Origin of the sequence: Haloferax elongans ATCC BAA-1513 (genome assembly GCF_000336755.1) — an archaeon.
Lineage (GTDB): Archaea > Halobacteriota > Halobacteria > Halobacteriales > Haloferacaceae > Haloferax > Haloferax elongans.
Window position 1 is genome coordinate 206,546 of the sequence record NZ_AOLK01000023.1, and the last position, 20,319, is coordinate 226,864.

Genomic DNA, 20,319 nt, shown 5'->3' on the forward strand with positions numbered 1-20,319 from the left:
TTCTGACAAAGTATTTACTTGTTGTCGGAGCACGTCGAGTCGATGCCCTCCAGCAGAAGACGCTTCGTTAGAGCGATTGCGGCGGGCGGGTCGATTTCGGTGCTCGCCGGCTGTACGTCGGAATCCGAGGAATCGACCGCGACGCCGCTTCCCGAACCCGAATCGAACCCCGCACCCGCATCCGGGGACCCGATTACGGTCTCGCGCGACTACCGAGACTCGTCGAAGTACGACTACTACCCGGATACTGAGGAGATTCGCCAACGCACCGGCTACCGCAAGCACATCAACGAGTCGGGGACGACGAAAGAGCCGATATACAAGCGCGAACCGGCATCGTCGTGGATGACTCGGGTCGGAGGGACTGTCGCAGGGAAAGCGGCGATGAAGGCGGTGCGGGTGCGACTCGGTGTTGACTCCCTAGATGACATTAGCCCGGGTATTGGATACGACGACGACGGAGTGCAACGAGTGATGATTGGCTACGTGGTGTGGCCCAATCGGAGCGGTGAGACGCGAACACCGCCCGTCGAGTTCGAGACGCTCGTCGCAGAAGTTCCGCGGACGGTTACTGCGAATCTCCAGTTCGAAGAGAAGACGTTCTCGGAGACGTTTCACCCTCTGGTCGAATTCCGGCAGGTGTATCGTTCCTGACTCGCCGCCGTCGGCCACGTTTAAGCCCCGCCATCTCCCTTCTCTGAATCGATGCGCGTGACCCTCCTCGGTACCGGTGACACGACCGGGACGCCGACCGTCGGCTGCGACTGCGACACCTGCCGCGAGGCCCGCGAGCGGGGCATCGAGCGGACGCGCTTTTCGGTCCACGTCGAAAACGAGCGCACCGGCGAGTCGCTGCTGGTGGACTTCAGCCCCGACTTCCGCCACCAGTTTCTCACACAGGAGACGCCACTTCCCGACGAGGCACTCGTCACCCACATCCACTTCGACCACCTCGACGGCCTCGGGAACGTCTACCGCTTGCTCGATGAACTCGACGTCCACGCCGCGGACGAAATCGACCCGATGACCGACGAGAGCGTTGCCGACACGATTCGCTCGAAGTTCGACTACCTCGACCGAATCGACGTGTACGACCAGACACCCCTCGAACCGTTCCGAGCCTGCGGGTTCGACGTGACATTCGTTCCGGTCGTCCACCCGCCGCTTCTCTGCTACGGCGTCGCCATCGAGGACCCCGAAACGGGCGCGAAGCTCTCGATTTCCGGCGACTCGACGTACGCCATTCCCGAGGAGTCGCGGGCAATCCTCGACAATCCCGACTTGCTCCTCGCGGAGGCCATCGTCCCAGCGTCGCTCTGTGAGTACCACCCCGCCGGAGGTGACGACTTCGACGAGGACGGCGTCCCGCGAACCTTCGGCACGAAGCACATGACCCGCGAGGGAGCCATCGCGCTCGGCGAGGACCTCGACGCCGACGTGACTCGACTGGTCCACGTCGCGCACTACTACCCGCCCGAGGAGGCGTTCGAAGAGCCGCTGGCGGTCGATGGCGAAGTGTACGAATTGTAACCAGATTTTTACACGCGGGGCGGAAGCGTCGGGTATGGTCCCTGCTCTCCGAACGCCGCTGGGCATCGTGTCTGGGCTCTCCCTCGGGATGGTGATTGCGACTGGGTACGCGCTCTTTTCGCCGCGACCGCCCACGCAGACGTATCTCACGGGCGTGTTCGTCCTCTCGGTTTGTCTCAGTGCGGCGGGATTATGGTTGCATTCGGCATCCGGGAACGCGGAGGGGAGCGCGTGAGCTTTCGGCCCCTCAGAGAAGACATGACGTTCACCCACTTTCTCACCGCGGGCGTCGTCACGGCGGCGATGAACGCGGGAGTAAACTACGTTAAAACCGGAGAGGTAGCACTCGTCGAGGCCGGTATCCAAATACTGCTGCTCGTCGTCTTCGGCGCACTCCTCGTCACCTATTGGGACTACATGGAGCGCCGCGCCGAGTCGGAGTAATCCGAGGGAACTACCGAAATCGGTCGAGACCGGCCTGCCTGCGCGCGACACCGGAAGGGTCCGAAACCCAGCCAGTCCGACGCTCACGAAGTTCCGCGCGGTCGAATTCCGGTGGGTCGGCTGTTTCGAATGCCCGACAGTCGCCGCCGCACTCTGAGCCGGGGTCGACCACGCGGCCGAAGTGCTCGCAAACCGGGCGACCGTCCTCGTCGACCGCGGCGTGGGCACATCCCGGCAGGTTGTACGCGCGCCAGCCCTTGCCGTAGGCTCGCTCCGCGAGTCGAAGCCGGGCAGTTCGCTTGTCAGCGGGCGAGACGAGCGCAACGTTGGTGTGGAGTGAGTGGTACTCGACGGGCTCGACGCCGAGGTCATCGGGGGTGAGTGTCTCGGCCTCGCGGACGACCTCACGCTCGCCGGTGTCGGGGTCGAATCGCCAGACGCCAACTTCCTCCGGGATACGATTCAGGTGCGCACCGGTGACGTAACTCTCGGTGGCGAGGACGACTTCGTCGAAGAGGCCGAGACTCACGTCGAGACGGAGTTGCCGGAGCAGGTCACCGGGTTCACCGAGGTCCGGCTTGTTCTCGATGCCGACGAGACGGGAAAACCAGTCGTCGGGGTAGCGCGCCGCGCGGCGGACGTACTCCCGGCCGCGTCGGACCTCAGACTCGAAAAAGCCGACATCGACGGCGGCGTCGGTCGCTCGGCGGGCGCGTGCGGGGTGACAGTCGAAGCCGTCGCGCCAGAAGACGGCGCGGCCAGTGCCAACGTCACTCTCAATAGCCGTCGCCGGAATCGCCCGGTTCGTGATTCGCGTGCGGTCGTTGAATGCTGGTCCGGGCACCACGGCGCAGACGTCGATGATTCTGCTCCCTGGCGACGCGACTGACGCGCCGAGTTGGCGGGCCGGAAGCCAGTCTGTCGTCGTTTCGAGGGCGGCACACAGCGCGACCTCGAAGGCGAACTCGGACGGCGACGACACCGGCGGAGACACGCGTGATACTGCGATGTCGAAGGCAAAAAGTCTCGCTCTCACCGAGTCGGGGTCGTCACTCAGCGGGAAGGCCTGAGTCTCGACAGACCAGTCACGATTGATGAGTGTCACGTTGGCGAAAGTATTTGACTAAAGACGGGGCAACACCGACCAATGTCCGGGCAGGACGACGCAACCCAACGAATCAAGCGACGAACGTACCTCGGTGCAGCGGCCAGCGCAGGGCTGGTCGGCCTCGCGGGATGTAGTTCGAGCGGGACTGCCTCCGCCGCACGAGGGCCGCCGAAAGTGCCGGAGTCGAAGTTAGCGGACGGTGGCTGGAAGAAGATAGACGAACAGACGCAGGACCCCGCGTTCGAGAAGAGTTTCGGGCCGGTGACTGTCTCTGCCGCGTTCCACACGCTCGTCTACGAGGACGCCGCGCTCGCCGCCGAGTTGAAAGAAAAGACGCTGGGACAGGCCGAAGGGCAGTTCTCGATGTTCTTCGCGTCCCGCGTGACGCTCGACCCCAGTTTGGCTAACATCCCCGACGCGGCGATGGGGCCTGTGGTCGAACAGGTCGAAAAGCAAGCGCGAGCACAGTTCGAATCGCAACTCGAATCGGCCGGACTGGTGGACATCGAGCAGGCATCGGATGCAGAGCTGACAGTCGACACGGGCGAGACGGCGAACGTGACGAACTACACGGCAGCGTTCCCGTTCGAGGGAATCAATTTCCCACTGACCGAGGAGAAATCCGTCGAAATCGAGGGTCGGAAGCTCGGCGTCACCGGGCTACTGGCGGTCTGGGAACACGACGGCTCCCTGCTCATCGCGGGCGGAGCACATCCCGGAGAGAATCTCGCACTCGACGTGACGAAATCACCGACGGACGCCATCGAAGTCTCGGTCAATCTGGACCTCGGTCTCACGCCAGCGGACTACAGCGCGGAACTCGAAGCGTTGGTCAAAGCGACCGAGTGAGCTTTCGACTCCGCCGCTGTCGAAGGTGCTCTGCCTCCATTCCGACGCCGTCTCCGAACCACCCACGTCGCGTGTGACCGCCCGACGTGGACCCAGAGCGACCGCTTCGAGAACAGCACCTTTATCAGGCGCTCGGGGCGAAGTTCACGCAAGATTACTCTCAGGAGGTCAATGGTGACGCAAAACCCACAACAACCGGAGGTGAACATCGGACTCGTCGGTCACGTCGACCACGGCAAGACGACGCTCGTTCAAGCGTTGTCCGGCTCGTGGACTGACCAGCACTCCGAGGAGATGAAACGCGGTATCTCCATCCGCCTCGGATACGCTGACGCAACGTTCCGCAAGACACCCGGCGAAGAGCCGCCGGAATGCTACACGGTCGAAGAGACGACCGAAGACGGTGAGGACACAGAGGTTCTCCGTACCGTCTCGTTCGTGGACGCACCCGGTCACGAAACGCTCATGGCGACGATGCTCTCTGGTGCCGCCATCATGGACGGCGCCATTCTGCTCGTGAGCGCGACCGAAGACGTCCCGCAAGCGCAGACTGCAGAGCACCTGATGGCGCTCGACATCATCGGCATCGAGAACATCGTCATCGCGCAGAACAAGGTCGACCTCGTCGACCGCGAGCGCGCGCTCGACAACTACGAACAAATCAAGGAGTTCGTGAAGGGCACGGTCGCAGAAGACGCACCAATCGTTCCCGTCAGCGCCCAGCAGGAGGTCAACCTCGACCTCCTCATCGAGGCAATCGAAGAAGAGATTCCGACGCCCGAGCGCGACGAGACCGAAGACAGCCAGATGTACGTCGCACGGAGCTTCGACATCAACCGTCCGGGAACGACGTGGGAAGACCTCTCGGGCGGCGTCATCGGCGGCAGCGTCGTCGCCGGAAAGCTCGAAGCAGACGACGAAATTGAACTCCGACCCGGCCGCGAGGTCGAAGAGGAAGGCCAGACCGAGTGGCGACCCATCACGACCGAGATTCGCTCGCTGCAGGCGGGCGGCAACATGGTCGACGAGGTTCGCCCCGGTGGGCTGTGTGGTGTCGGGACCGGTCTCGACCCCAGTCTGACCAAGGGTGACGCCCTCGCGGGACAACTCGCAGGCGAGCCCGGAACGCTCCCGCCGACGCGCGAGCAGTTCACGATGGACGTCGAACTGCTCGACCGCGTCGTCGGCGGCGACCAAGACGACGTCGAAGAAATTTCGACCGGTGAACCCCTGATGCTCACCGTCGGCACCGCAACCACCGTGGGTGCCGTGACGAGTGCACGAACCGGCGAGGCAGAAGTCTCGCTCAAGCGGCCAGTCTGTGCCGCCGAGGGTGCGAAGATAGCCATCAACCGCCGTGTCGGCGCGCGCTGGCGTCTCATCGGTATCGGGACCCTCAAGTGACGTGAGCGCCACCGTAGTCGTCATGGACACGAACGCACTCATGATGCCGGTCGAACTCGACGTTCGCGTGTTCGACGAACTCGACCGGTTACTCTCGGCCGACGTGGACCTCGTGGTCCCCACGGCCGTCCTCGACGAGCTGGACAAGCTCTCGACGGGCGGGGGGACCGAGGCCATCGCCGCGAGCGTGGGTGCGGACCTAGCGACTCGGTGCCGAGCGGTCGAAACCGAGGAATCGTACGCCGACGACGCGGTCGTCGAACTCGCCGAATCGGGCGACATCGACTACGTCGTCACGAACGACAAGCCCCTCCGTGACCGGATACTCGACTGCGGGATTCCCGTCGTCGGTATCCGCGGGCACGCCACACTGGCAATCACGGAACCTTAACGAAACTATGTACAAACGGGTACGACTCAAAGACACAGTCGAAGTCCCGCCACGCCACCTGGGCGACGTCACGCCCGAGCGGGTCAAGCGACTGTTGCAGGACAAACTGGAAGGACGAATGGACGAAGACGTCGGGAGCGTCGTGAGTGTCGTGAACGTCCACGACATCGGCGAGGGGACCGTACTCCCCAGCCGGCCGGGCGTCTACTACGAGGCCGAATTCGACGCCATCACCTACGACCCCGACATGCAGGAAGTCGTCGACGGCATCGTCGTCGAAGTGGTCGAATTCGGTGCGTTCATCGGTATCGGTCCGGTGGACGGCCTGCTCCACGTCTCGCAGATTTCCGACGAATACCTCGCCTACGACGGCGAGAACCAACAGCTCGCCTCCACCGAGTCCAACCAGACGCTCGCCGTGGACGACGAGGTGCGCGCCCGTATCGTCACAAAGAGCATCGACGAGCGCAACCCGCGGGACTCCAAGATTGGACTCACCGCGAAACAGCCGGGGCTCGGCAAGCACGGCTGGCTCGAAGCGAAGCGCCAGCAGAGCGAGGCGTCGGCGGAGGGTAACTGATGGCGCGAAAGCGTCTCGCCTGCCGTGAGTGCCACTACGTCAACGACCCCGACTCGCAGACCTGCGACAACTGCGGGTCGACGAGCCTCACCGAAGACTGGGCGGGCTACGTCGTCATCACCCACCCCGAAGAGAGCGAAATCGCCGACGAGATGAACGTCAGCGAACCCGGCGGCTACGCGCTCAAGGTCCGCTAAGATGCTCACCCTGCCGACGGAACTTCGCGCGGCGTTCAAAGAGCCGTTCGGCCCCGTCTACACCGAGGCCGAGGAGTTGCTCGCGGACGCCGCCAGCGAGGAACGAGACACCCCACTCGTCGCCGTCGGCGACGTCGTCACCTACCACCTCCGACGCGCGGGGAGAGCCCCGGACGTCGCTGTCATCGACGGAAAGACGAAACGCGAGGCAGTCGGCGAAGAGATTCGCCGCGCCGTCGAGACGGGGCGGCTCGTCGAAGTCGCGAACGAACCGGGCACGGTTTCGCGCGCACTCGTCGACGCGCTCGTCGACGCGCTCGCCGCAGACGAACCGACGACACTCTTAGTCGAGGGTGAAGAAGACCTCGCGACCCTCCCCGCGGTGCTCGCCGCGCCGCTCGATTCGACCGTCGTCTACGGCCAGCCCGACGAAGGAATGGTCAGAATCCGGGTCACAGACGCAGCGAAGACCGAGATGCGGGACCTTCTCACCCAGTTCGAGGGTGATATCGACGCCGTCCTCGTGCCACTCGACGCCTGAGGACCGGTCTCTCCCTCTCCCTTCGAAATCCTTTTACTTGCTTCGGGGGGATGTACTGGTAACTGAACCATGGATATCGAAATCATCTCCGAGGAGGAGAACCCCATGTTGCATCGGACGGACGTCCGATTCGAGATTGTCCACGAGGAAGCGACGCCGTCGCGGCTGTCGGTTCGTGACTCCCTCGCGGCCAAACTGAACAAGGACTCCGACGAAGTCGTCGTCCACGAACTCGACACGAAGTTCGGCATGCGCAAGACCGCTGGCTACGCCAAGGTCTACGCGAGCCCCGAGTTCGCGCGCGACGTCGAGCAGGAGCACATGCTCGAGCGGAACAAGATCACCGACGCCGAAGCCGAGGCCGAAGAGGCCTAATCTCGGTTTCGAATCGCCGTTTTCGACCAACTCTCGATGCGTATTCTCGGAATCGAAGGAACAGCGTGGGCCGCGAGCGCAGCGGTTTTCGAAACCGACGACCCCGCCGCACTCGGTCACGAAACCGACCGCACACCGGACCCCGCCTCCGACCACGTCTTTATCGAATCTGACCCCTACCAGCCCGACAGCGGCGGTATTCACCCGCGCGAGTCGGCCGAACACATGGCGAACGCCATCCCCAGCGTCGTCGACACTGCGCTCGCACACGCCGCCGAGCGCCACGACGGCGACGGCCCCATCGTCGATGGTGTCGCGTTCTCTCGCGGCCCCGGCTTGGGACCGTGTCTCCGTATCGTCGGGACTGCCGCCCGCTCGGTTGCCCAGACACTCGACGTGCCACTCGTCGGCGTCAACCACATGGTCGCCCACCTCGAAATCGGACGCTACCAGTCCGGCTTCGAATCGCCCGTCTGTCTGAACGCCTCGGGCGCGAACGCCCACCTGCTCGGCTATCACAACGGGCGGTACCGCGTCCTCGGCGAGACGATGGACACCGGCGTCGGCAACGCCATCGACAAATTCACCCGCCACGTCGGCTGGACCCACCCCGGCGGGCCGAAGGTCGAGAAGGCGGCGAAAGACGGCGAGTACGTCGACCTGCCGTACGTCGTCAAGGGGATGGACTTCTCCTTTTCGGGAATCATGAGCGCCGCGAAGGACGAGGCAGACGCCGGCACACCCGTCTCTGACATCTGCGTCGGACTGCAAGAGACCATCTTCGCGATGCTGACCGAAGTCTCGGAGCGCGCGCTCTCGCTCACGGGGACAGACGAACTCGTCCTCGGTGGCGGGGTCGGCCACAACGCCCGCCTGCGCGAAATGCTCGCCGAGATGTGCGAACAGCGCGGCGCGAAGTTCCACGCCCCCGACCCGCAGTTCCTCGGCGACAATGCCGGGATGATTGCCGTCCTCGGCGCGCGGATGCTCGACGCGGGCGATACGCTCCCAATCAGCGAGTCCGCTGTCGACCCGAACTTCCGGCCTGACCAAGTCGACGTGACGTGGCGCGGCGACGACGAATCGGTCGCGCGCGCCTACACCGACGACGGTGCGATTCGCGGGGCCGAAGCGACGGTCGATATCAGCGCCGACGACGTGGTGAAACGCCGCGTCCCGAAGACCTACCGCCACGCAAAACTCGACGACCGACTGCGCGGCGAGCGCACCAAGGCTGAGGCACGACTGACGAGTGATGCCCGCCGCGCCGGGGTTCGAACACCTGTCGTCCGCGATATCGACCCCGTCGAGGGTGTCATCACCTTCCAGAAAGTCGGCGACGCGGACCTCGCAGAACAGCTCGACCCCGATGCAGTTCGAACGGTCGGCGAGTATCTCGCTCGACTGCACCAGGGGGGAATCGTCCACGGCGACCCCACGACGCGGAACGTTCGCGTCGGAACCGACGCCGACGGGAACACGCGCGTGTACCTCATCGACTTCGGCCTCGGGTTCCACTCGGGTCACGTCGAAGACCACGCGATGGACCTCCACGTCTTCGCCCAGAGCGTCGAGGGGACGGCCGACGACGCCGCACCACTCCTCGACGCACTCGAAGCGGGCTACGAGGAAGTCGGCTCCGCGGACGTGCTTTCCCGACTCCGACAGGTGGAGTCGCGCGGGCGGTATCGGTAACGAGTCGCTGGTACCGCGCCGCCGTCTCGTAGAATCGTGCTATCGACCCGCATTCGTTGGGGTCGAAATCGCCTCACCAAAACACGTCGGAAGGCCAAAACGATTTATCCGGCGCGAGCGTATTCGTCTCGTATGGCAGACAAACCGCAACGAGGAACTCTCTTTGGTATCCCGTACAACTTCGAGCGCCCGAGCGTCGGCCGCCTGCTCTCGTCGTACTGGCAGCCCGGCGAGGGCATGCTCGTCGAGAAACCGTTCGGTATCGGCTACACGCTGAATCTCGCGAGCTGGCGCTCGTGGGTCGTCCTCCTCGTCGCCGGTGGTCTGTTCTGGAACGAGCGCCAGAAGCGCGACGGGGCCGAGGAAGCCGAAGCCGACGAAGGCCCAGTCGAAGTCATCGTCGACTAACCGCGCGCGCAACACCGACGACTTTTCCCACCCCGCCCGCAGATGAGCGGGTATGCTCAGGTACGTCACTACGAACGAGGGCAAGGTACGCGAAGCCCTCGACTACCTCGACGACGACGTGACCCAACTGGACTTCGACTACACCGAGGTTCAGGCAGCCGAACTCGGTCCTATCGCAGCCCACGGTGCCCGTGAAGCGTACCGCTACGCCGGCGAACCCGTCCTCGTGGACGACGCCGGACTCTTTATCGGCGGTTTCGACGGCTTCCCCGGCCCGTACTCCTCGTACGCCGAGGACACGCTGGGCGTCGAAGCAGTGTACCGACTGGCCGCCGCGGAACTCGACGAACCGCGTCGGGCGTCCTTCCGCTGTGTGCTCGCGTACTGTGACGGCGAGGAGTTCGAAGCAAGCCCCGACCCAATCGACCGCGACGACCGAACTGTCGCGGCCGCCCACGGTGCCGAACAGGACGCACAGGAGACCGAAGCCCTACCGGTGAAGCTCTTTACCGGTGTCGTGAACGGGCGAATCGTCGCTCCACGCGGTGATGGTGGCTTCGGCTACGACCCAATCTTCGAACACGACGGAACGACGTTCGCGGAGATGTCCGCGACGGAGAAAAACGGCATCTCGCACCGCGGCCGGGCGTTGGCGAAGTTTGCGACGTGGTATCCTGAGCGAACGGAGTAAGCGAAGGATATCTCGTCGGGCGCAGCGCGTCCGACGGTGGTACGCCGAGCGATAGCGAGACAAACCTTACACACGCGAACGCCGAGTGTCGGGTATGAATCCCGCAGACTACTTCGAAGGCGGTACGGTCACCGTCTCGGACGAGACGTACACCGTCTACAAGACGACGCGGCCCGACCCCGAGGCGTTCGCAACGATTCAGGACGAGACAGAGACGACAGTAATAGCCGAGACAGGAGCCATCGACGAACCGACCGTCGTTGAGGCCGAACACGGGTGGAAACGCCTCACCTTCGAGATGGTTCTCCCGTTCGAACTCGTCGGGTTTCTAGCGGCGGTCGCAACCGCCCTCGCTGAGGAGGATGTCTCGATATTCGCGCTGTCGTCGTACTCGACCGACCACGTGCTCGTGAAAGAAGCCGACCTCGCGACGGCGACGCAAAAACTGGAAACACTGGGGTGTGTGGTCGAGCAGTAGCTCACCCGAGCAATTGTTACCATTGGGCGCGTCAGGAGCGACATGACGTTCCCCGACCGCGACGCCCCCGTCGCACTCGTCACCGGTGCATCCGGCGGCATCGGACGCGAACTCGCTGACCTCCTCGCTGCAGACGGACACGACCTCGTCATCGTCGCCAGAAGCGAAGCCGACCTCCGCGAACTCGCCGACGAGGTAAACGACGCCTACGGAACTGCAGTCGTCGTCCTCGTGAAAGACCTCGCCGAGCGAGCCGCGCCGCGGGAGATTTTCGAGACCCTGCGTGACCGCGACATCGAGGTGGACGTGCTGGTCAACAACGCCGGGTTCGCGACGTTCGGCCCCTTCGTTGACCTCGACCTCGACCGCGAGGTCGACGAAATCGAGGTGAACGTCACGGCCCTGACGCAACTCACGAAGCTGTTTCTGCCGGGGATGCTCGACCGCGAATCGGGGAAGGTACTCAACCTCGGGTCGACGGCGAGCTTCCAACCCGGCCCCCTGATGGCCGTCTATTATGCGACGAAGGCGTACGTCCTCTCGTTCTCCGAGGCGCTGGCGGAGGAGTGTCGCGGAACCGGCGTGACCGTCACGGCGCTGTGTCCCGGGCCGACAGAGACTGGGTTCCAGTCGCGCGCCGACATGGAAGACTCTCGACTCCTCGAAGGCGGTGTGATGGACGCCCGGAAGGTTGCGAAGGCGGGAATTCGCGGTATGAACGCCGGGAAGGCTGTCGTCGTCCCCGGCACGCAAAACTGGCTCGGGTCGGTCCTCGTTCGGTTCCTCCCTCGGTGGTTGGTCCGGCGCATCGTGAAGGTCGCACAGCGCCCCACGTAGAGATACCTTCGCCGCTGGCGACTGACGCGACTCTCCACCGGTTCGAAGCTCCTCAGCCCCGAGGGTCGCGGTCGGGACCGGGATACTCGCCGGATTCGACTTCTGCGTACAGGCTTTCGGGAGCAAAGAGCGTCGCAAACGCCCGTGGCTCGCGGATGCTCACCGGGAATCGGCCACTCAAAGCCGCGCCAGCAGAAGCAGACTGAAGGTTCTCGTCGAAAGTGAGAAGATGCATCGCACCACCTCGATAGGCGGCGGCGAGCGCGGGTTGGTCACCCTCGGGGTGGTCGACGAGTTCGGCCCACTCTCCCACTCTGGCACGCCAGTCTGCAGCCAGTTCCTCGTCGGCGAGGCTGGCGATGACCGCCTCGGCATCGTCGAGGAGTGCTGGGCTGGCGACGAGGGTCATCCACGAGTGCGACCGGAGGTGGTCGAGCGCGTCGCGGGCGGCACCGCCAACGAGGAGGTCAGAGGCGAGCACGTCGGCGTCCGCGACGACGCGAGTCGGAGACGGGTCGGCCTCACCCATCGTCCTCTCGGCGGGCGCGAAGCGCCTCGGCGATATCGGTCTCTGTCGTCTCGTAGTCGGCGGCGCGGTCGAAAAGCGACTCCCACGTCATAGTCGAGTCCAAGACGGCGACCGAGAAGAAACCGACGCAACCGATAATTCACACAATCAGTCACAATAGGTAGAAAATGAAATGTTTCGTGGTTTCGTCGGCTAGGAAACAGTTAATTTCCGTTCAGCACACGACACTGCATGGCAATTCAGCGACGGCGCTTCTTACAGGCGGCCGGTGTCGGTGCGATACTCGGACTCAGTGGGTGTACCGGAGACGCGGAGCCTCCGCAAGCGGCAGACGGAGAGAGTGGCTCCCAGTCCGGGTCCAGCGATGGGTCGAGTAGCTCGGACCAAGAGCTGACGCTCGCGACCACGACGAGTACGTACGACACAGGACTGTTGGACGAACTCAACCCGGTGTTCGAAGAGAAGTTCGATGCGACAGTCAAGACCATCCCGCAGGGGACGGGCGCTGCAATCGAGACGGCCCGAAACGGCGACGCCGACGTGATTCTCGTCCACGCTCGCGGTGCAGAAGACGAGTTCCTGAAAGAGGGCTACGGCGTCAACCGACGCGACGTCATGTTCAACGACTTCGTCGTGGTCGGGCCAGCCGACGACCCAGCGGGAATCGAGGGGATGGAGAGCGCCGCTGACGCCTTCGCCACCATCGCGGAGTCGGAAGCGACGTTCGTCTCTCGCGGCGACGACTCGGGGACGAACAAGAAGGAACTGCTCATCTGGGACGCCTCGGGCGTCGACCCGGCGGGGAAGTGGTATCGCGAAATCGGGAAGGGAATGGGCGACACGCTCGTCCAGGCCGACCAGTCCGGCGCGTACACGCTCTCTGACCGCGGGACGTTCCTCGCGACGAAGAGCAAGATAGACCTCGAAATCCTCGTTCAAGGGCCACTCAAGGGCGGGCCGACGATTCTGAAGAACCCCTACGGCGTCATCCCGGTCAACCCCGCGAAGTACCCCGACGTGAACTACTCGCTGGCGATGGCGTACGCCGGGTTCCTGACGAGTCCCGAAGGACAGGACATCATCGACTCGTACACTGTCGATGGCTCGCAGTTGTTCTTCCCGAACGCGCTGTCCGAGTCACCGCAGTTCGGGCAGTACGTGCCTGAGGACTACGACGACGACGGTGGCAACGCCTCGGCGTCCGTCTCGGATGCCCAGTTCGAGCAGTGGGTCGCTGAGAACGTCCCCGAGGACTTTTAGTCCGGTCCGACCCCACCGTATCCCGTGTTCGGCCTCGGCGACCTGAACCTCACGTATCTGGTGAGCATCACACTCGTCTCACTGTACGTGAGCACCGCAGCAGTGCTCGTCAGCGCTACGCTCGGTCTCCCGATGGCGTTGGCCGTGAGCTTCCGCGACTTCCGCGGGAAAGCGGTCGTCACCTCCATCATCTCGACCGGGATGGGCTTTCCGAGCGTCGTCGTCGGGCTACTCGTGCTCTTGGCACTCTCGCGGTCCGGACCGCTCGGGGAGTTCGAACTGCTGTTTACGCCCGAGGCCATGATTCTCTCGCAGACAGTGCTCGCGCTTCCGGTTCTCGTGAGCGTCGCGCTCTCGGCGATTCAGTCGGTCCCACAGGACCTCAGAGACGCCGCGTTCGCCTCCGGCGGGACATCGACCGACGTAGCCCTGCTCGTCGTCAGAGAGGCGCGGTATGGCATCGTGACGGCACTTCTCGCCGCGTACGGTCGCGCCATCAGCGAGGTCGGGTCGGTTCTCATCGTCGGCGGCAACATCGTCTTCTCGGACGGCACCTCGTTCACGCGGACGCTCACGACCGCAATCACCGTCGAAGCGCGAAAAGGAAACATCGAGACGGGTATCGCTCTCGGCGGGATTCTGCTTGCGCTCGTGCTCGCGGTCAACGCACTCGGAGCGCGCTTCCGCGACCGAACGCCGAGTGGGGGGCGTCGATGACAGACAGCATCGTCGCGACCGACATCACCCACGGGTTCGAAAACGGGGCGATTCTGGAAGACGTCTCTCTGGGCGTCGAACCCGGTGAAATACTCGCTGTCGTCGGTCCCTCGGGGACAGGAAAGACCACGCTCTTTCGTCTCCTCGCGATGTTCGACCGTCCCGACAGCGGCGTCATCGAGTTCGACGGCGACGACGTGTGGTCGATGTCGGATGCGCGCCGACTCGAAGTGCGGCGTCGAATTGGGATGGGTTTTCAAAACCGGAGTCTGTTCTCGGCGAGCGTCGCCGACAACGTGGCCTACGGACTGCGAGTCCGGCGGTCGTGGAAGACGAGAGTGGCCAGCGCCGTCTCGGGGCTGCTTGGACCTGCCGACTACGACGAGGCAGTGACCGCGGCGCTGGAGACGGTCGGGATGGCAGACAAAGCGTCTCGGGACGCCGGGTCGCTGTCGGCGGGCGAAGCACAGCGTGTCGCCATCGCCCGTGCCCTCGCCCCCGACCCGGACGTGTTGCTCCTCGACGAACCGACGTCGAACCTCGACCCGCGAAACACCGCCGTCATCGAGGCTGCGATGCGGGCCGCCCGCGACCGCGGTATCGCCGTCGCGTTGGCGACACACGACATGCAACAGGCACGACGCGTTTCGGACCGGACAGCGGTTCTCCTCGACGGAACCTGTATCGAGTCGGGCGCGACAGACCGTGTGTTCGAATCGCCGACCGACGACCGAGTTCGGCAGTTCGTCGAGGGGAAACTCGTCTACTGACCCGTTATTTTCAGGGGCAGTTTCACACAACGGGACGACGAGTTGCCATCGTACGAACAGACAGGATAGGGAGCCAGAACGTCCGTCTGACGTAAGTTTATGGTCGGCGATACACATCCGTCAGATGGGCGCGCACATTCGGCCTCAGTTCCCATCCTCCCACCCGCGCGCCCGGCACACCAAACCGTTCTGGCACCCCCCGGCACGGCGCGCGGCGTCGCCACCACGACGCCGTTTCTCGAAAGAAAGAAGGAATCGACCGAGACGGAGAGCGGTCGGCTCGTTCAGCCGAGGAGTCGCGTCCGAACGCTTTCGAGTTCGTCGCGCTCGGTGAGCAGTGCCAGATGGTCGCCGGGCTCGACGACAGTACCGGGCAGTGGAATGGTCATCGGTTCGCGCTTTCTGCCGTGGGCGTAGATTCGACCGTCGGCTCCGAGGTCGATACTCGCGACGTGCTCGCCGACGATTGGGGCGTTCTCCGGGACCGTAATCGTCGCGAGTCGCAACTTGTCCGTCAGGTCGCCGAGCGCGTTGAAATCGCCGCCGAGGAGTGCGGTTTTCGCACCCGCGGCACCGAGGCGTTCGGGATAGATAATCTCGTCTACGTCGTCGGCGTAACGCTCGTATATCTCTTGTCTGTAGTCCTCGCTGATTCGCATGACCGTCCGGCAGCCGAACTCCTTGCCGAGCATACACGCGGCGAAGTTGATGTTCGGGTCGCCGGTGAGTCCCCCCACTGCATCGGCCTCTTCGATTCCGGCCTGCTTCAGAACACTCTCCGTACCGCCGTCACCAAGGATGGTGTCGAATCCCTCGTCGAGGGCGCGGTCGACCTTCATCTCGTCGTTATCGACGACTGTGACGGCGTGTCCTTCCTCCCGAAGGATACGGGCAGTTCGTGTTCCGACGCGACCATACCCCACGATAACGAACTTCATGATAATACGATACACACCAGACGGCTAAAAGGTGGCCCCTCGTTCGACTGGTGTCGGTCGGATTCGAACCGACTGCGAAGGCTCGAGTTCTGTCGCCACCATTGGTTGGGCATATGACAATTTAGAGGGTTGCTGACGAGTGGGGGGTTGCTGACAAGTGATGAGGCGCTGGCGTTTGATGTGCACAAATACGCGTTCGCAGTGTCGAGGGGCGCTCGTGGTAACAGTCGGAGGCGACAAGTGCCGAATCTCCTCTTCCTTCCCTAGCTAAAAGAAACTCAAGTGCCGTTTCAAAATATCGTGCAGAATAGAATACCAAAGTATCAGTTTACACTATGTAGTCAAATATTATAATTATAACCAGCGTCCGATACCGGTCGTGGAAGTTTAAACTTCCCCAAACCACGGATTAGCGGCGTTTAAGGCGTTTTGGGTGCTGTTATCGATTCGCTCCAAAATTGTGCATCTACAGACGCCCCATAATTAACAGAAGCGGCTATATCGACACATATACAGTGATTTCGAGGGTTGAGGACTCAGAGAAATTAGTACCTTCCACCATCATCAAATTTCTGTCTATCTTGTGTTCTAATAATTATTCTGACTATTCCCAATACACAACTTAGAAACGACAAATGAGTTGTCACACTCATCGCTCCGTGTTGGAGTCTGTCGACTCAGCGAGACACACCGGTGCTCGTCGCACGGGCCGTCGTGTGCAACTGGGTTCAGGCGTGGATTGCGAGTTCGTCGTCGGTCGACTGCGAACTGTTCTTGAGCGCTTGGCCGGAGTCCGCATCGAACAGGTGGAGGTCATCCTCGGGGAATTGGAGCGTGACGTGTTCGCCCCGCTCGAACGCTTGCCCACCCGGGACGACGGCGGTGAACTGCTGCTCGCCGACGTTCAACGTGACGTGCGAGATGTCCCCCAGCGGCTCGACGAGGTGGACATCGGCAGCGACCGGGTTGTCCACGTCCGCCTCGTCGACGACGCGAATGTCCTCCGGTCGAATGCCCATCGTCACTCGGTCGTGGCCATCGACCACGTCGGCAGTCGTACTCGAGAGTTCGTAGTCGAAAAGCGAGTGTCTGAGCCGATTCCCTTCGACCGATGCGTCGAGGAAGTTCATCGAGGGCGCACCGATGAATCCGGCGACGAACTTGTTTGCTGGCTGGTGATAACACTCCAGCGGCGTGCCGACCTGCTGTAACTCGCCGTGGTTGAGGATGGCGATTCGGTCACCCATCGTCATCGCTTCCGTCTGGTCGTGGGTGACGTAGACGGTCGTGACACCGAGGTCGTCTTGGAGCGCTTTGAGTTCGGTTCGCATCTGCGTCCGAAGTTTCGCGTCGAGGTTCGAAAGCGGCTCGTCCATCAGGAACACTTCGGGGTCGCGGATGATTGCCCGACCGAGCGCGACGCGCTGTTGTTGCCCGCCGGAGAGTTCCTTCGGATAGTCGTCGAGCAGTTCTTCGATACCTAGCGATTCGGCGACGTCTTCGACCTGCCGGTTCCGTTCGGCCGAGTCGAGGTCGCTCGTCATCTTCAGGCCGAACCCGATGTTCTCTCGGGTCGTCATGTGCGGATACAACGCGTAATTTTGGAACACCATGGCGATGTCGCGCTCGCGGGGTTCTAACTCCCGCACCGACTCCCCGTCGATGACGACGTCCCCCGCGGTGACCGACTCTAACCCGGCTATCATTCGGAGGGTCGTCGACTTGCCGCACCCGGACGGACCGACAAGCACCAGAAACTCGCCATCGTCGAGTGTTAAATCGACATCGTCTACCGCGACGATATCCTCTCCACCTCCGGTGAACTCCTTCCGGAGGTTACGCAGCTCTAACTGTGACATGCTTTCTCCCCAACCTTTAGATTCAAACTATATAATGCTTTGTCATCACTACCCACAGTCGTCGAAATGTCGCCGTCGTTGAGGCGAAGCGAATGTTTATGTGCCGAGAAAATGACACAGCAGAGTATCTGGAGTCACTAACGACTCGTTCGTTTCCAGTGAGCCACAATGACAGAGCAACGTTACCGGAGTCACACCGACTCCATCTACGGAGAGTTGGACGTCCCGACAGTGGTCAACGCAGCCGGGACGAAGACACGAATCGGCGGGAGCCTCATCAGAGACGAAGCCCTCGAAGCCATGCACAGTGCAGCATCGGCCTTCGTCGAGTTAGGAGACTTGCAGGCTGCGGCGTCGGACCGAATCTCGGAGGTGACTGGTGCGGAAGCCGGGTACGTCACCAGCGGGGCTGCGGCCGGGCTGTGTCTCTGCGCCGCTGCGGCCATCGCCGGGCACGACGTCGCGGCGATGGACCAACTCCCCGACACCGAGGGACTTCCGGGCGAGATTCTCATGCCCCGAACGCACAGAACCGGCTACGACCACGCGCTTCGGACCGCAGGTGCGACCATCGTCGACGTAGGGACCAACGACCTGCATCTCGGAACCGGGTCGACGAGCGTCGAACCGTGGGAACTCGAATCGAACATCACCGACGAGACGGCGGCTATCGCCTACATCGAGAAATCGTACACTGAGCCACCACTCGACGTCGTCGCCGACATCGCCCACGACCACGACATCCCGGTCATCGTCGATGCCGCGGCCGAACTTCCGCCGCGGTCGAACTTCTCTCGCTTCATCGACCAGGGTGCCGACATGGTCGTCTTCAGCGGTGGGAAGGGAATCCGCGGCCCGCAGACGACGGGAATCGTCGCCGGCAAACAGGAGTACATCGAGTCGATTGCCATGCAGCATCTCGACATGCACGTCGCCGAAGCGGCGTGGTCGCCGCCGAAGCGACTCGTCGACCTCGACAACTTCGCTGGTGTCCCCCGGCAGGGAATCGGCCGCCCGATGAAGGTCGGAAAGGAGGAACTTGCTGGCCTCATATCCGCACTCGACGCCTTCTTGGCCGAGGAACAATCCGAAACACAGCGCGAGTGGCAGCGTCGCGCCGACGACATCGCACACGGTCTCGAAGACGCTGGCTTTGAGACACACGTCACGGGCGGCAGCGACGTCAGCGTCGCCCCCGAAGTCGTCGTCGACGTCGACAGCTCTTCGGAGACGACCGCACTCGAACTCGTTCGACGCCTTCGTGCAGAGAACCCCCGCGTCTACCTCGGTGGTGACAAACTCGACGAAGGCATCGTCGTCGCGAACCCCATGTGTCTGACCGACGAAGAGGCCGACTACGTCGTCGACAGAATCGTCGCCAACGTCGAGAACTGACGGCGGAGAGTAACTTATTTTAGTCAGTTCGACGCACTGACAATCGCGATGAACGTGTTAGCAATAGTCGCACATCCAGACGACGCTGCAATTTTCTGTGGCGGAACGCTCGCAAAGCACGCCGACCGCGGCGACCACGTCGCGGTCGCCCACATGACCCGTGGCGAGTACGGCGGGCTCGGAAGCGACACCGAAGAAGACGTTGCGGCGGTCAGAACCGAGGAGTCGCGTGCTGCCGGTGAGGTTCTCGGCGTCGACGAAGTCGAGTTCCTCGGGTTCAAAGACGGTCGTATCGAGTACTCGCTCGAAGACCGCTTCGTCCTCGTCGACGCGCTCCGGAAGCACGACCCCGATATCGTCCTCACGCACTTCCAAGACGACTTTCATCCGGACCATCAGGCGACTGCCCGCCTCGTGACCGACGCGTACTACATGGCGTCGCTCCCGCTCGCCGAGACCGACTACGAGCCGTGTGACCCCGACAACATCTACTACTTCGGAAAGCCGACCTCGTCGTTTGAGCCCGAGACGTTCGTCGACATCTCCGGGTATCTCGATACGAAAATCGAGGCGCTCGAACAACACGAGTCACAGGTCGACTTCCTCGTCGAACACGGCGGTATCGACGCCGAATTCGACAACCTCGTCGATAGCCTCCGCGCCGAAGGAATGACGCTCGGCAAGCGAGTCGGCTGCAAGGCGGCCGAAGGATTTGCCCCGCTTCACGAACAGGCGCAGGGCTACCTGCACTGAGTTTTGAGTACCCACTCACCTCTCACCACGCAGCACACACGACACAAGCCACACGACCCACAGACGACCCATACCGCACACCTCAACCCCAACACCACCTCAACACCTCACATCACCAATGCGCGAACTCACCACTGACGACGCCCCCGCAAGTATCGGCCCGTTCTCCCAAGGCATCGAAACTGACGGCACCATCCACGTCTCCGGGCAGGGACCGATTGACCCCGAAACAGGCGACGTAGTCAGCCAAGACGTCCGTGAACAGACGAGACAGACACTCGAAAACGTCGAAGCCGTCCTCCGTGCGGGCGGTGCGACCCTCGACGACGTGGTGAAAGCAACTGTCTTCGTCAACGACATGCGCTACTACGACCGCGTCAACGAAGTCTACGGCGAACTGCTCTCGTCTCCGTACCCTGCCCGCAGCGCGGTCGAAGTCGTGAAACTCCCCGTCGACATCAAAGTCGAAATCGAAGTCGTCGCCGAAGCGTAGCAGACTCGCGTTCGTCCGTCCGGCTTCTCGTTTGTCTTCTCGCCTATTTTCTCATCCGCTTTCTCGCTTATTTTCCC

26 protein-coding genes are annotated in these 20,319 nt (G+C 62.8%); 22 read left to right on the forward strand and 4 right to left on the reverse strand.

Features of this window, described 5'->3' with window-relative positions; translation table 11 throughout:
• The first annotated feature begins 42 nt into the window (after positions 1-42).
• From C453_RS20715 to C453_RS17635, 4 genes are read left to right on the forward strand one after another with little or no spacing between them, the layout of a single operon-like run.
• Positions 43-654 (forward strand): hypothetical protein, encoded by a 612-nt coding sequence (locus C453_RS20715; RefSeq protein WP_241430788.1) that lies wholly within the window; start codon positions 43-45, stop codon positions 652-654.
• Between the two features lie 51 nt (positions 655-705).
• Positions 706-1,530, forward strand: a complete 825-nt coding sequence (locus C453_RS17625) for an MBL fold metallo-hydrolase (RefSeq protein ID WP_008326668.1) — start codon at positions 706-708, stop codon at positions 1,528-1,530.
• A gap of 34 nt (positions 1,531-1,564) precedes the next feature.
• Positions 1,565-1,765, forward strand: a complete 201-nt coding sequence (locus C453_RS17630; RefSeq protein WP_008326670.1) for a hypothetical protein — start codon at positions 1,565-1,567, stop codon at positions 1,763-1,765.
• Positions 1,762-1,974: a hypothetical protein gene (locus tag C453_RS17635; protein WP_241430789.1), complete on the forward strand. Its 213-nt coding sequence runs from the start codon at positions 1,762-1,764 to the stop codon at positions 1,972-1,974. Before C453_RS17630 ends, C453_RS17635 begins: the two co-directional genes overlap by 4 nt.
• A gap of 10 nt (positions 1,975-1,984) precedes the next feature.
• Here the strand turns inward: C453_RS17635 and C453_RS17640 are convergent, their stop codons facing one another.
• Positions 1,985-2,968 (reverse strand): DUF5787 family protein, encoded by a 984-nt coding sequence (locus C453_RS17640; RefSeq protein ID WP_193788084.1) that lies wholly within the window; start codon positions 2,966-2,968, stop codon positions 1,985-1,987.
• A 153-nt stretch (positions 2,969-3,121) separates the two neighbouring features.
• On the opposite strand from C453_RS17640, the gene C453_RS17645 reads away from it, so the two are divergent.
• The 12 genes from C453_RS17645 to C453_RS17700 all read left to right on the forward strand — a co-directional run bounded on the left by C453_RS17645 (position 3,122) and on the right by C453_RS17700 (position 11,528).
• On the forward strand, positions 3,122-3,931 hold the full coding sequence (locus C453_RS17645; protein ID WP_008326673.1) for a DUF6517 family protein: 810 nt from the start codon (positions 3,122-3,124) through the stop codon (positions 3,929-3,931).
• 174 nt (positions 3,932-4,105) lie between these two features.
• The gene (locus C453_RS17650) at positions 4,106-5,335 is read left to right on the forward strand and encodes a translation initiation factor IF-2 subunit gamma (RefSeq protein WP_193788085.1); all 1,230 of its coding nucleotides are present in this window, start codon (positions 4,106-4,108) and stop codon (positions 5,333-5,335) included.
• 22 nt (positions 5,336-5,357) lie between these two features.
• Positions 5,358-5,726, forward strand: coding sequence for a DUF188 domain-containing protein (locus C453_RS17655; RefSeq protein WP_008326675.1), 369 nt, complete (start codon positions 5,358-5,360; stop codon positions 5,724-5,726).
• Positions 5,727-5,733: 7 nt separating this feature from the next.
• Complete coding sequence (locus C453_RS17660) at positions 5,734-6,306, forward strand: DNA-directed RNA polymerase (protein ID WP_008326676.1); 573 nt, start codon at positions 5,734-5,736, stop codon at positions 6,304-6,306.
• The gene (gene spt4 / locus C453_RS17665) at positions 6,306-6,503 is read left to right on the forward strand and encodes a transcription elongation factor subunit Spt4 (protein ID WP_007541684.1); all 198 of its coding nucleotides are present in this window, start codon (positions 6,306-6,308) and stop codon (positions 6,501-6,503) included. The genes C453_RS17660 and spt4 overlap by 1 nt, the downstream gene beginning before the upstream one ends.
• Before the next feature lies 1 nt (position 6,504).
• Positions 6,505-7,044, forward strand: a complete 540-nt coding sequence (locus tag C453_RS17670; protein WP_008326678.1) for a GTP-dependent dephospho-CoA kinase family protein — start codon at positions 6,505-6,507, stop codon at positions 7,042-7,044.
• A 69-nt stretch (positions 7,045-7,113) separates the two neighbouring features.
• A complete protein-coding gene (locus C453_RS17675) occupies positions 7,114-7,419 on the forward strand; it encodes a 30S ribosomal protein S24e (RefSeq protein WP_008326682.1) in 306 nt (101 codons plus the stop codon).
• Positions 7,420-7,455: 36 nt separating this feature from the next.
• Complete coding sequence (locus tag C453_RS17680) at positions 7,456-9,114, forward strand: bifunctional N(6)-L-threonylcarbamoyladenine synthase/serine/threonine protein kinase (RefSeq protein WP_008326683.1); 1,659 nt, start codon at positions 7,456-7,458, stop codon at positions 9,112-9,114.
• A gap of 132 nt (positions 9,115-9,246) precedes the next feature.
• The gene (locus C453_RS17685) at positions 9,247-9,522 is read left to right on the forward strand and encodes a DUF5808 domain-containing protein (protein WP_008326684.1); all 276 of its coding nucleotides are present in this window, start codon (positions 9,247-9,249) and stop codon (positions 9,520-9,522) included.
• A 52-nt stretch (positions 9,523-9,574) separates the two neighbouring features.
• Positions 9,575-10,213, forward strand: coding sequence for a non-canonical purine NTP pyrophosphatase (locus C453_RS17690; RefSeq protein WP_008326685.1), 639 nt, complete (start codon positions 9,575-9,577; stop codon positions 10,211-10,213).
• Positions 10,214-10,307: 94 nt separating this feature from the next.
• Positions 10,308-10,691, forward strand: a complete 384-nt coding sequence (locus tag C453_RS17695; RefSeq protein ID WP_008326703.1) for an ACT domain-containing protein — start codon at positions 10,308-10,310, stop codon at positions 10,689-10,691.
• Between the two features lie 42 nt (positions 10,692-10,733).
• Positions 10,734-11,528: an SDR family NAD(P)-dependent oxidoreductase gene (locus C453_RS17700; protein ID WP_008326705.1), complete on the forward strand. Its 795-nt coding sequence runs from the start codon at positions 10,734-10,736 to the stop codon at positions 11,526-11,528.
• A gap of 52 nt (positions 11,529-11,580) precedes the next feature.
• On the opposite strand, the gene C453_RS17705 is transcribed toward C453_RS17700, so the two are convergent.
• On the reverse strand, positions 11,581-12,057 hold the full coding sequence (locus tag C453_RS17705; RefSeq protein ID WP_008326709.1) for a PIN domain-containing protein: 477 nt from the start codon (positions 12,055-12,057) through the stop codon (positions 11,581-11,583).
• A gap of 231 nt (positions 12,058-12,288) precedes the next feature.
• On the opposite strand from C453_RS17705, the gene C453_RS17710 reads away from it, so the two are divergent.
• The 3 genes from C453_RS17710 to C453_RS17720 are packed head-to-tail and all read left to right on the forward strand — an operon-like array spanning position 12,289 to position 14,804.
• Positions 12,289-13,317 carry a substrate-binding domain-containing protein gene (locus C453_RS17710; protein WP_008326710.1) on the forward strand — a complete coding sequence of 343 codons (1,029 nt, stop codon included), beginning with the start codon at positions 12,289-12,291 and terminating at the stop codon, positions 13,315-13,317.
• 24 nt (positions 13,318-13,341) lie between these two features.
• Complete coding sequence (locus C453_RS17715) at positions 13,342-14,034, forward strand: ABC transporter permease (protein ID WP_007541663.1); 693 nt, start codon at positions 13,342-13,344, stop codon at positions 14,032-14,034.
• Positions 14,031-14,804 carry an ABC transporter ATP-binding protein gene (locus C453_RS17720; RefSeq protein WP_008326712.1) on the forward strand — a complete coding sequence of 258 codons (774 nt, stop codon included), beginning with the start codon at positions 14,031-14,033 and terminating at the stop codon, positions 14,802-14,804. Before C453_RS17715 ends, C453_RS17720 begins: the two co-directional genes overlap by 4 nt.
• A gap of 284 nt (positions 14,805-15,088) precedes the next feature.
• Here the strand turns inward: C453_RS17720 and C453_RS17725 are convergent, their stop codons facing one another.
• Positions 15,089-15,742, reverse strand: coding sequence for a potassium channel family protein (locus C453_RS17725; RefSeq protein ID WP_008326715.1), 654 nt, complete (start codon positions 15,740-15,742; stop codon positions 15,089-15,091).
• A gap of 728 nt (positions 15,743-16,470) precedes the next feature.
• Positions 16,471-17,601, reverse strand: a complete 1,131-nt coding sequence (locus C453_RS17730; protein WP_008326717.1) for an ABC transporter ATP-binding protein — start codon at positions 17,599-17,601, stop codon at positions 16,471-16,473.
• Positions 17,602-17,769: 168 nt separating this feature from the next.
• On the opposite strand from C453_RS17730, the gene C453_RS17735 reads away from it, so the two are divergent.
• From C453_RS17735 to C453_RS17745, 3 genes are all read left to right on the forward strand, one after another.
• Positions 17,770-18,996 carry an aminotransferase class V-fold PLP-dependent enzyme gene (locus tag C453_RS17735; RefSeq protein WP_008326719.1) on the forward strand — a complete coding sequence of 409 codons (1,227 nt, stop codon included), beginning with the start codon at positions 17,770-17,772 and terminating at the stop codon, positions 18,994-18,996.
• A 48-nt stretch (positions 18,997-19,044) separates the two neighbouring features.
• The gene (locus tag C453_RS17740; protein ID WP_008326729.1) at positions 19,045-19,749 is read left to right on the forward strand and encodes a PIG-L deacetylase family protein; all 705 of its coding nucleotides are present in this window, start codon (positions 19,045-19,047) and stop codon (positions 19,747-19,749) included.
• A 118-nt stretch (positions 19,750-19,867) separates the two neighbouring features.
• Positions 19,868-20,242 (forward strand): Rid family detoxifying hydrolase, encoded by a 375-nt coding sequence (locus C453_RS17745; RefSeq protein WP_008326731.1) that lies wholly within the window; start codon positions 19,868-19,870, stop codon positions 20,240-20,242.
• Positions 20,243-20,319: the final 77 nt, after the last annotated feature.

Bases quoted from the DNA above. Each gene is read 5' to 3' on its own strand.
- C453_RS20715 (WP_241430788.1), top strand. From the start codon at position 43: ATGCCCTCCAGCAGAAGACGCTTCGTTAGAGCGATTGCGGCGGGCGGG.
- C453_RS17625 (WP_008326668.1), top strand. From the start codon at position 706: ATGCGCGTGACCCTCCTCGGTACCGGTGACACGACCGGGACGCCGACC.
- C453_RS17630 (WP_008326670.1), top strand. From the start codon at position 1,565: ATGGTCCCTGCTCTCCGAACGCCGCTGGGCATCGTGTCTGGGCTCTCC.
- C453_RS17645 (WP_008326673.1), top strand. From the start codon at position 3,122: ATGTCCGGGCAGGACGACGCAACCCAACGAATCAAGCGACGAACGTAC.
- C453_RS17655 (WP_008326675.1), top strand. From the start codon at position 5,358: ATGGACACGAACGCACTCATGATGCCGGTCGAACTCGACGTTCGCGTG.
- C453_RS17660 (WP_008326676.1), top strand. From the start codon at position 5,734: ATGTACAAACGGGTACGACTCAAAGACACAGTCGAAGTCCCGCCACGC.
- spt4 (WP_007541684.1), top strand. From the start codon at position 6,306: ATGGCGCGAAAGCGTCTCGCCTGCCGTGAGTGCCACTACGTCAACGAC.
- C453_RS17670 (WP_008326678.1), top strand. From the start codon at position 6,505: ATGCTCACCCTGCCGACGGAACTTCGCGCGGCGTTCAAAGAGCCGTTC.
- C453_RS17675 (WP_008326682.1), top strand. From the start codon at position 7,114: ATGGATATCGAAATCATCTCCGAGGAGGAGAACCCCATGTTGCATCGG.
- C453_RS17680 (WP_008326683.1), top strand. From the start codon at position 7,456: ATGCGTATTCTCGGAATCGAAGGAACAGCGTGGGCCGCGAGCGCAGCG.
- C453_RS17685 (WP_008326684.1), top strand. From the start codon at position 9,247: ATGGCAGACAAACCGCAACGAGGAACTCTCTTTGGTATCCCGTACAAC.
- C453_RS17690 (WP_008326685.1), top strand. From the start codon at position 9,575: ATGCTCAGGTACGTCACTACGAACGAGGGCAAGGTACGCGAAGCCCTC.
- C453_RS17695 (WP_008326703.1), top strand. From the start codon at position 10,308: ATGAATCCCGCAGACTACTTCGAAGGCGGTACGGTCACCGTCTCGGAC.
- C453_RS17700 (WP_008326705.1), top strand. From the start codon at position 10,734: ATGACGTTCCCCGACCGCGACGCCCCCGTCGCACTCGTCACCGGTGCA.
- C453_RS17705 (WP_008326709.1), bottom strand. From the start codon at position 12,057: ATGGGTGAGGCCGACCCGTCTCCGACTCGCGTCGTCGCGGACGCCGAC.
- C453_RS17710 (WP_008326710.1), top strand. From the start codon at position 12,289: ATGGCAATTCAGCGACGGCGCTTCTTACAGGCGGCCGGTGTCGGTGCG.
- C453_RS17720 (WP_008326712.1), top strand. From the start codon at position 14,031: ATGACAGACAGCATCGTCGCGACCGACATCACCCACGGGTTCGAAAAC.
- C453_RS17725 (WP_008326715.1), bottom strand. From the start codon at position 15,742: ATGAAGTTCGTTATCGTGGGGTATGGTCGCGTCGGAACACGAACTGCC.
- C453_RS17730 (WP_008326717.1), bottom strand. From the start codon at position 17,601: ATGTCACAGTTAGAGCTGCGTAACCTCCGGAAGGAGTTCACCGGAGGT.
- C453_RS17735 (WP_008326719.1), top strand. From the start codon at position 17,770: ATGACAGAGCAACGTTACCGGAGTCACACCGACTCCATCTACGGAGAG.
- C453_RS17740 (WP_008326729.1), top strand. From the start codon at position 19,045: ATGAACGTGTTAGCAATAGTCGCACATCCAGACGACGCTGCAATTTTC.
- C453_RS17745 (WP_008326731.1), top strand. From the start codon at position 19,868: ATGCGCGAACTCACCACTGACGACGCCCCCGCAAGTATCGGCCCGTTC.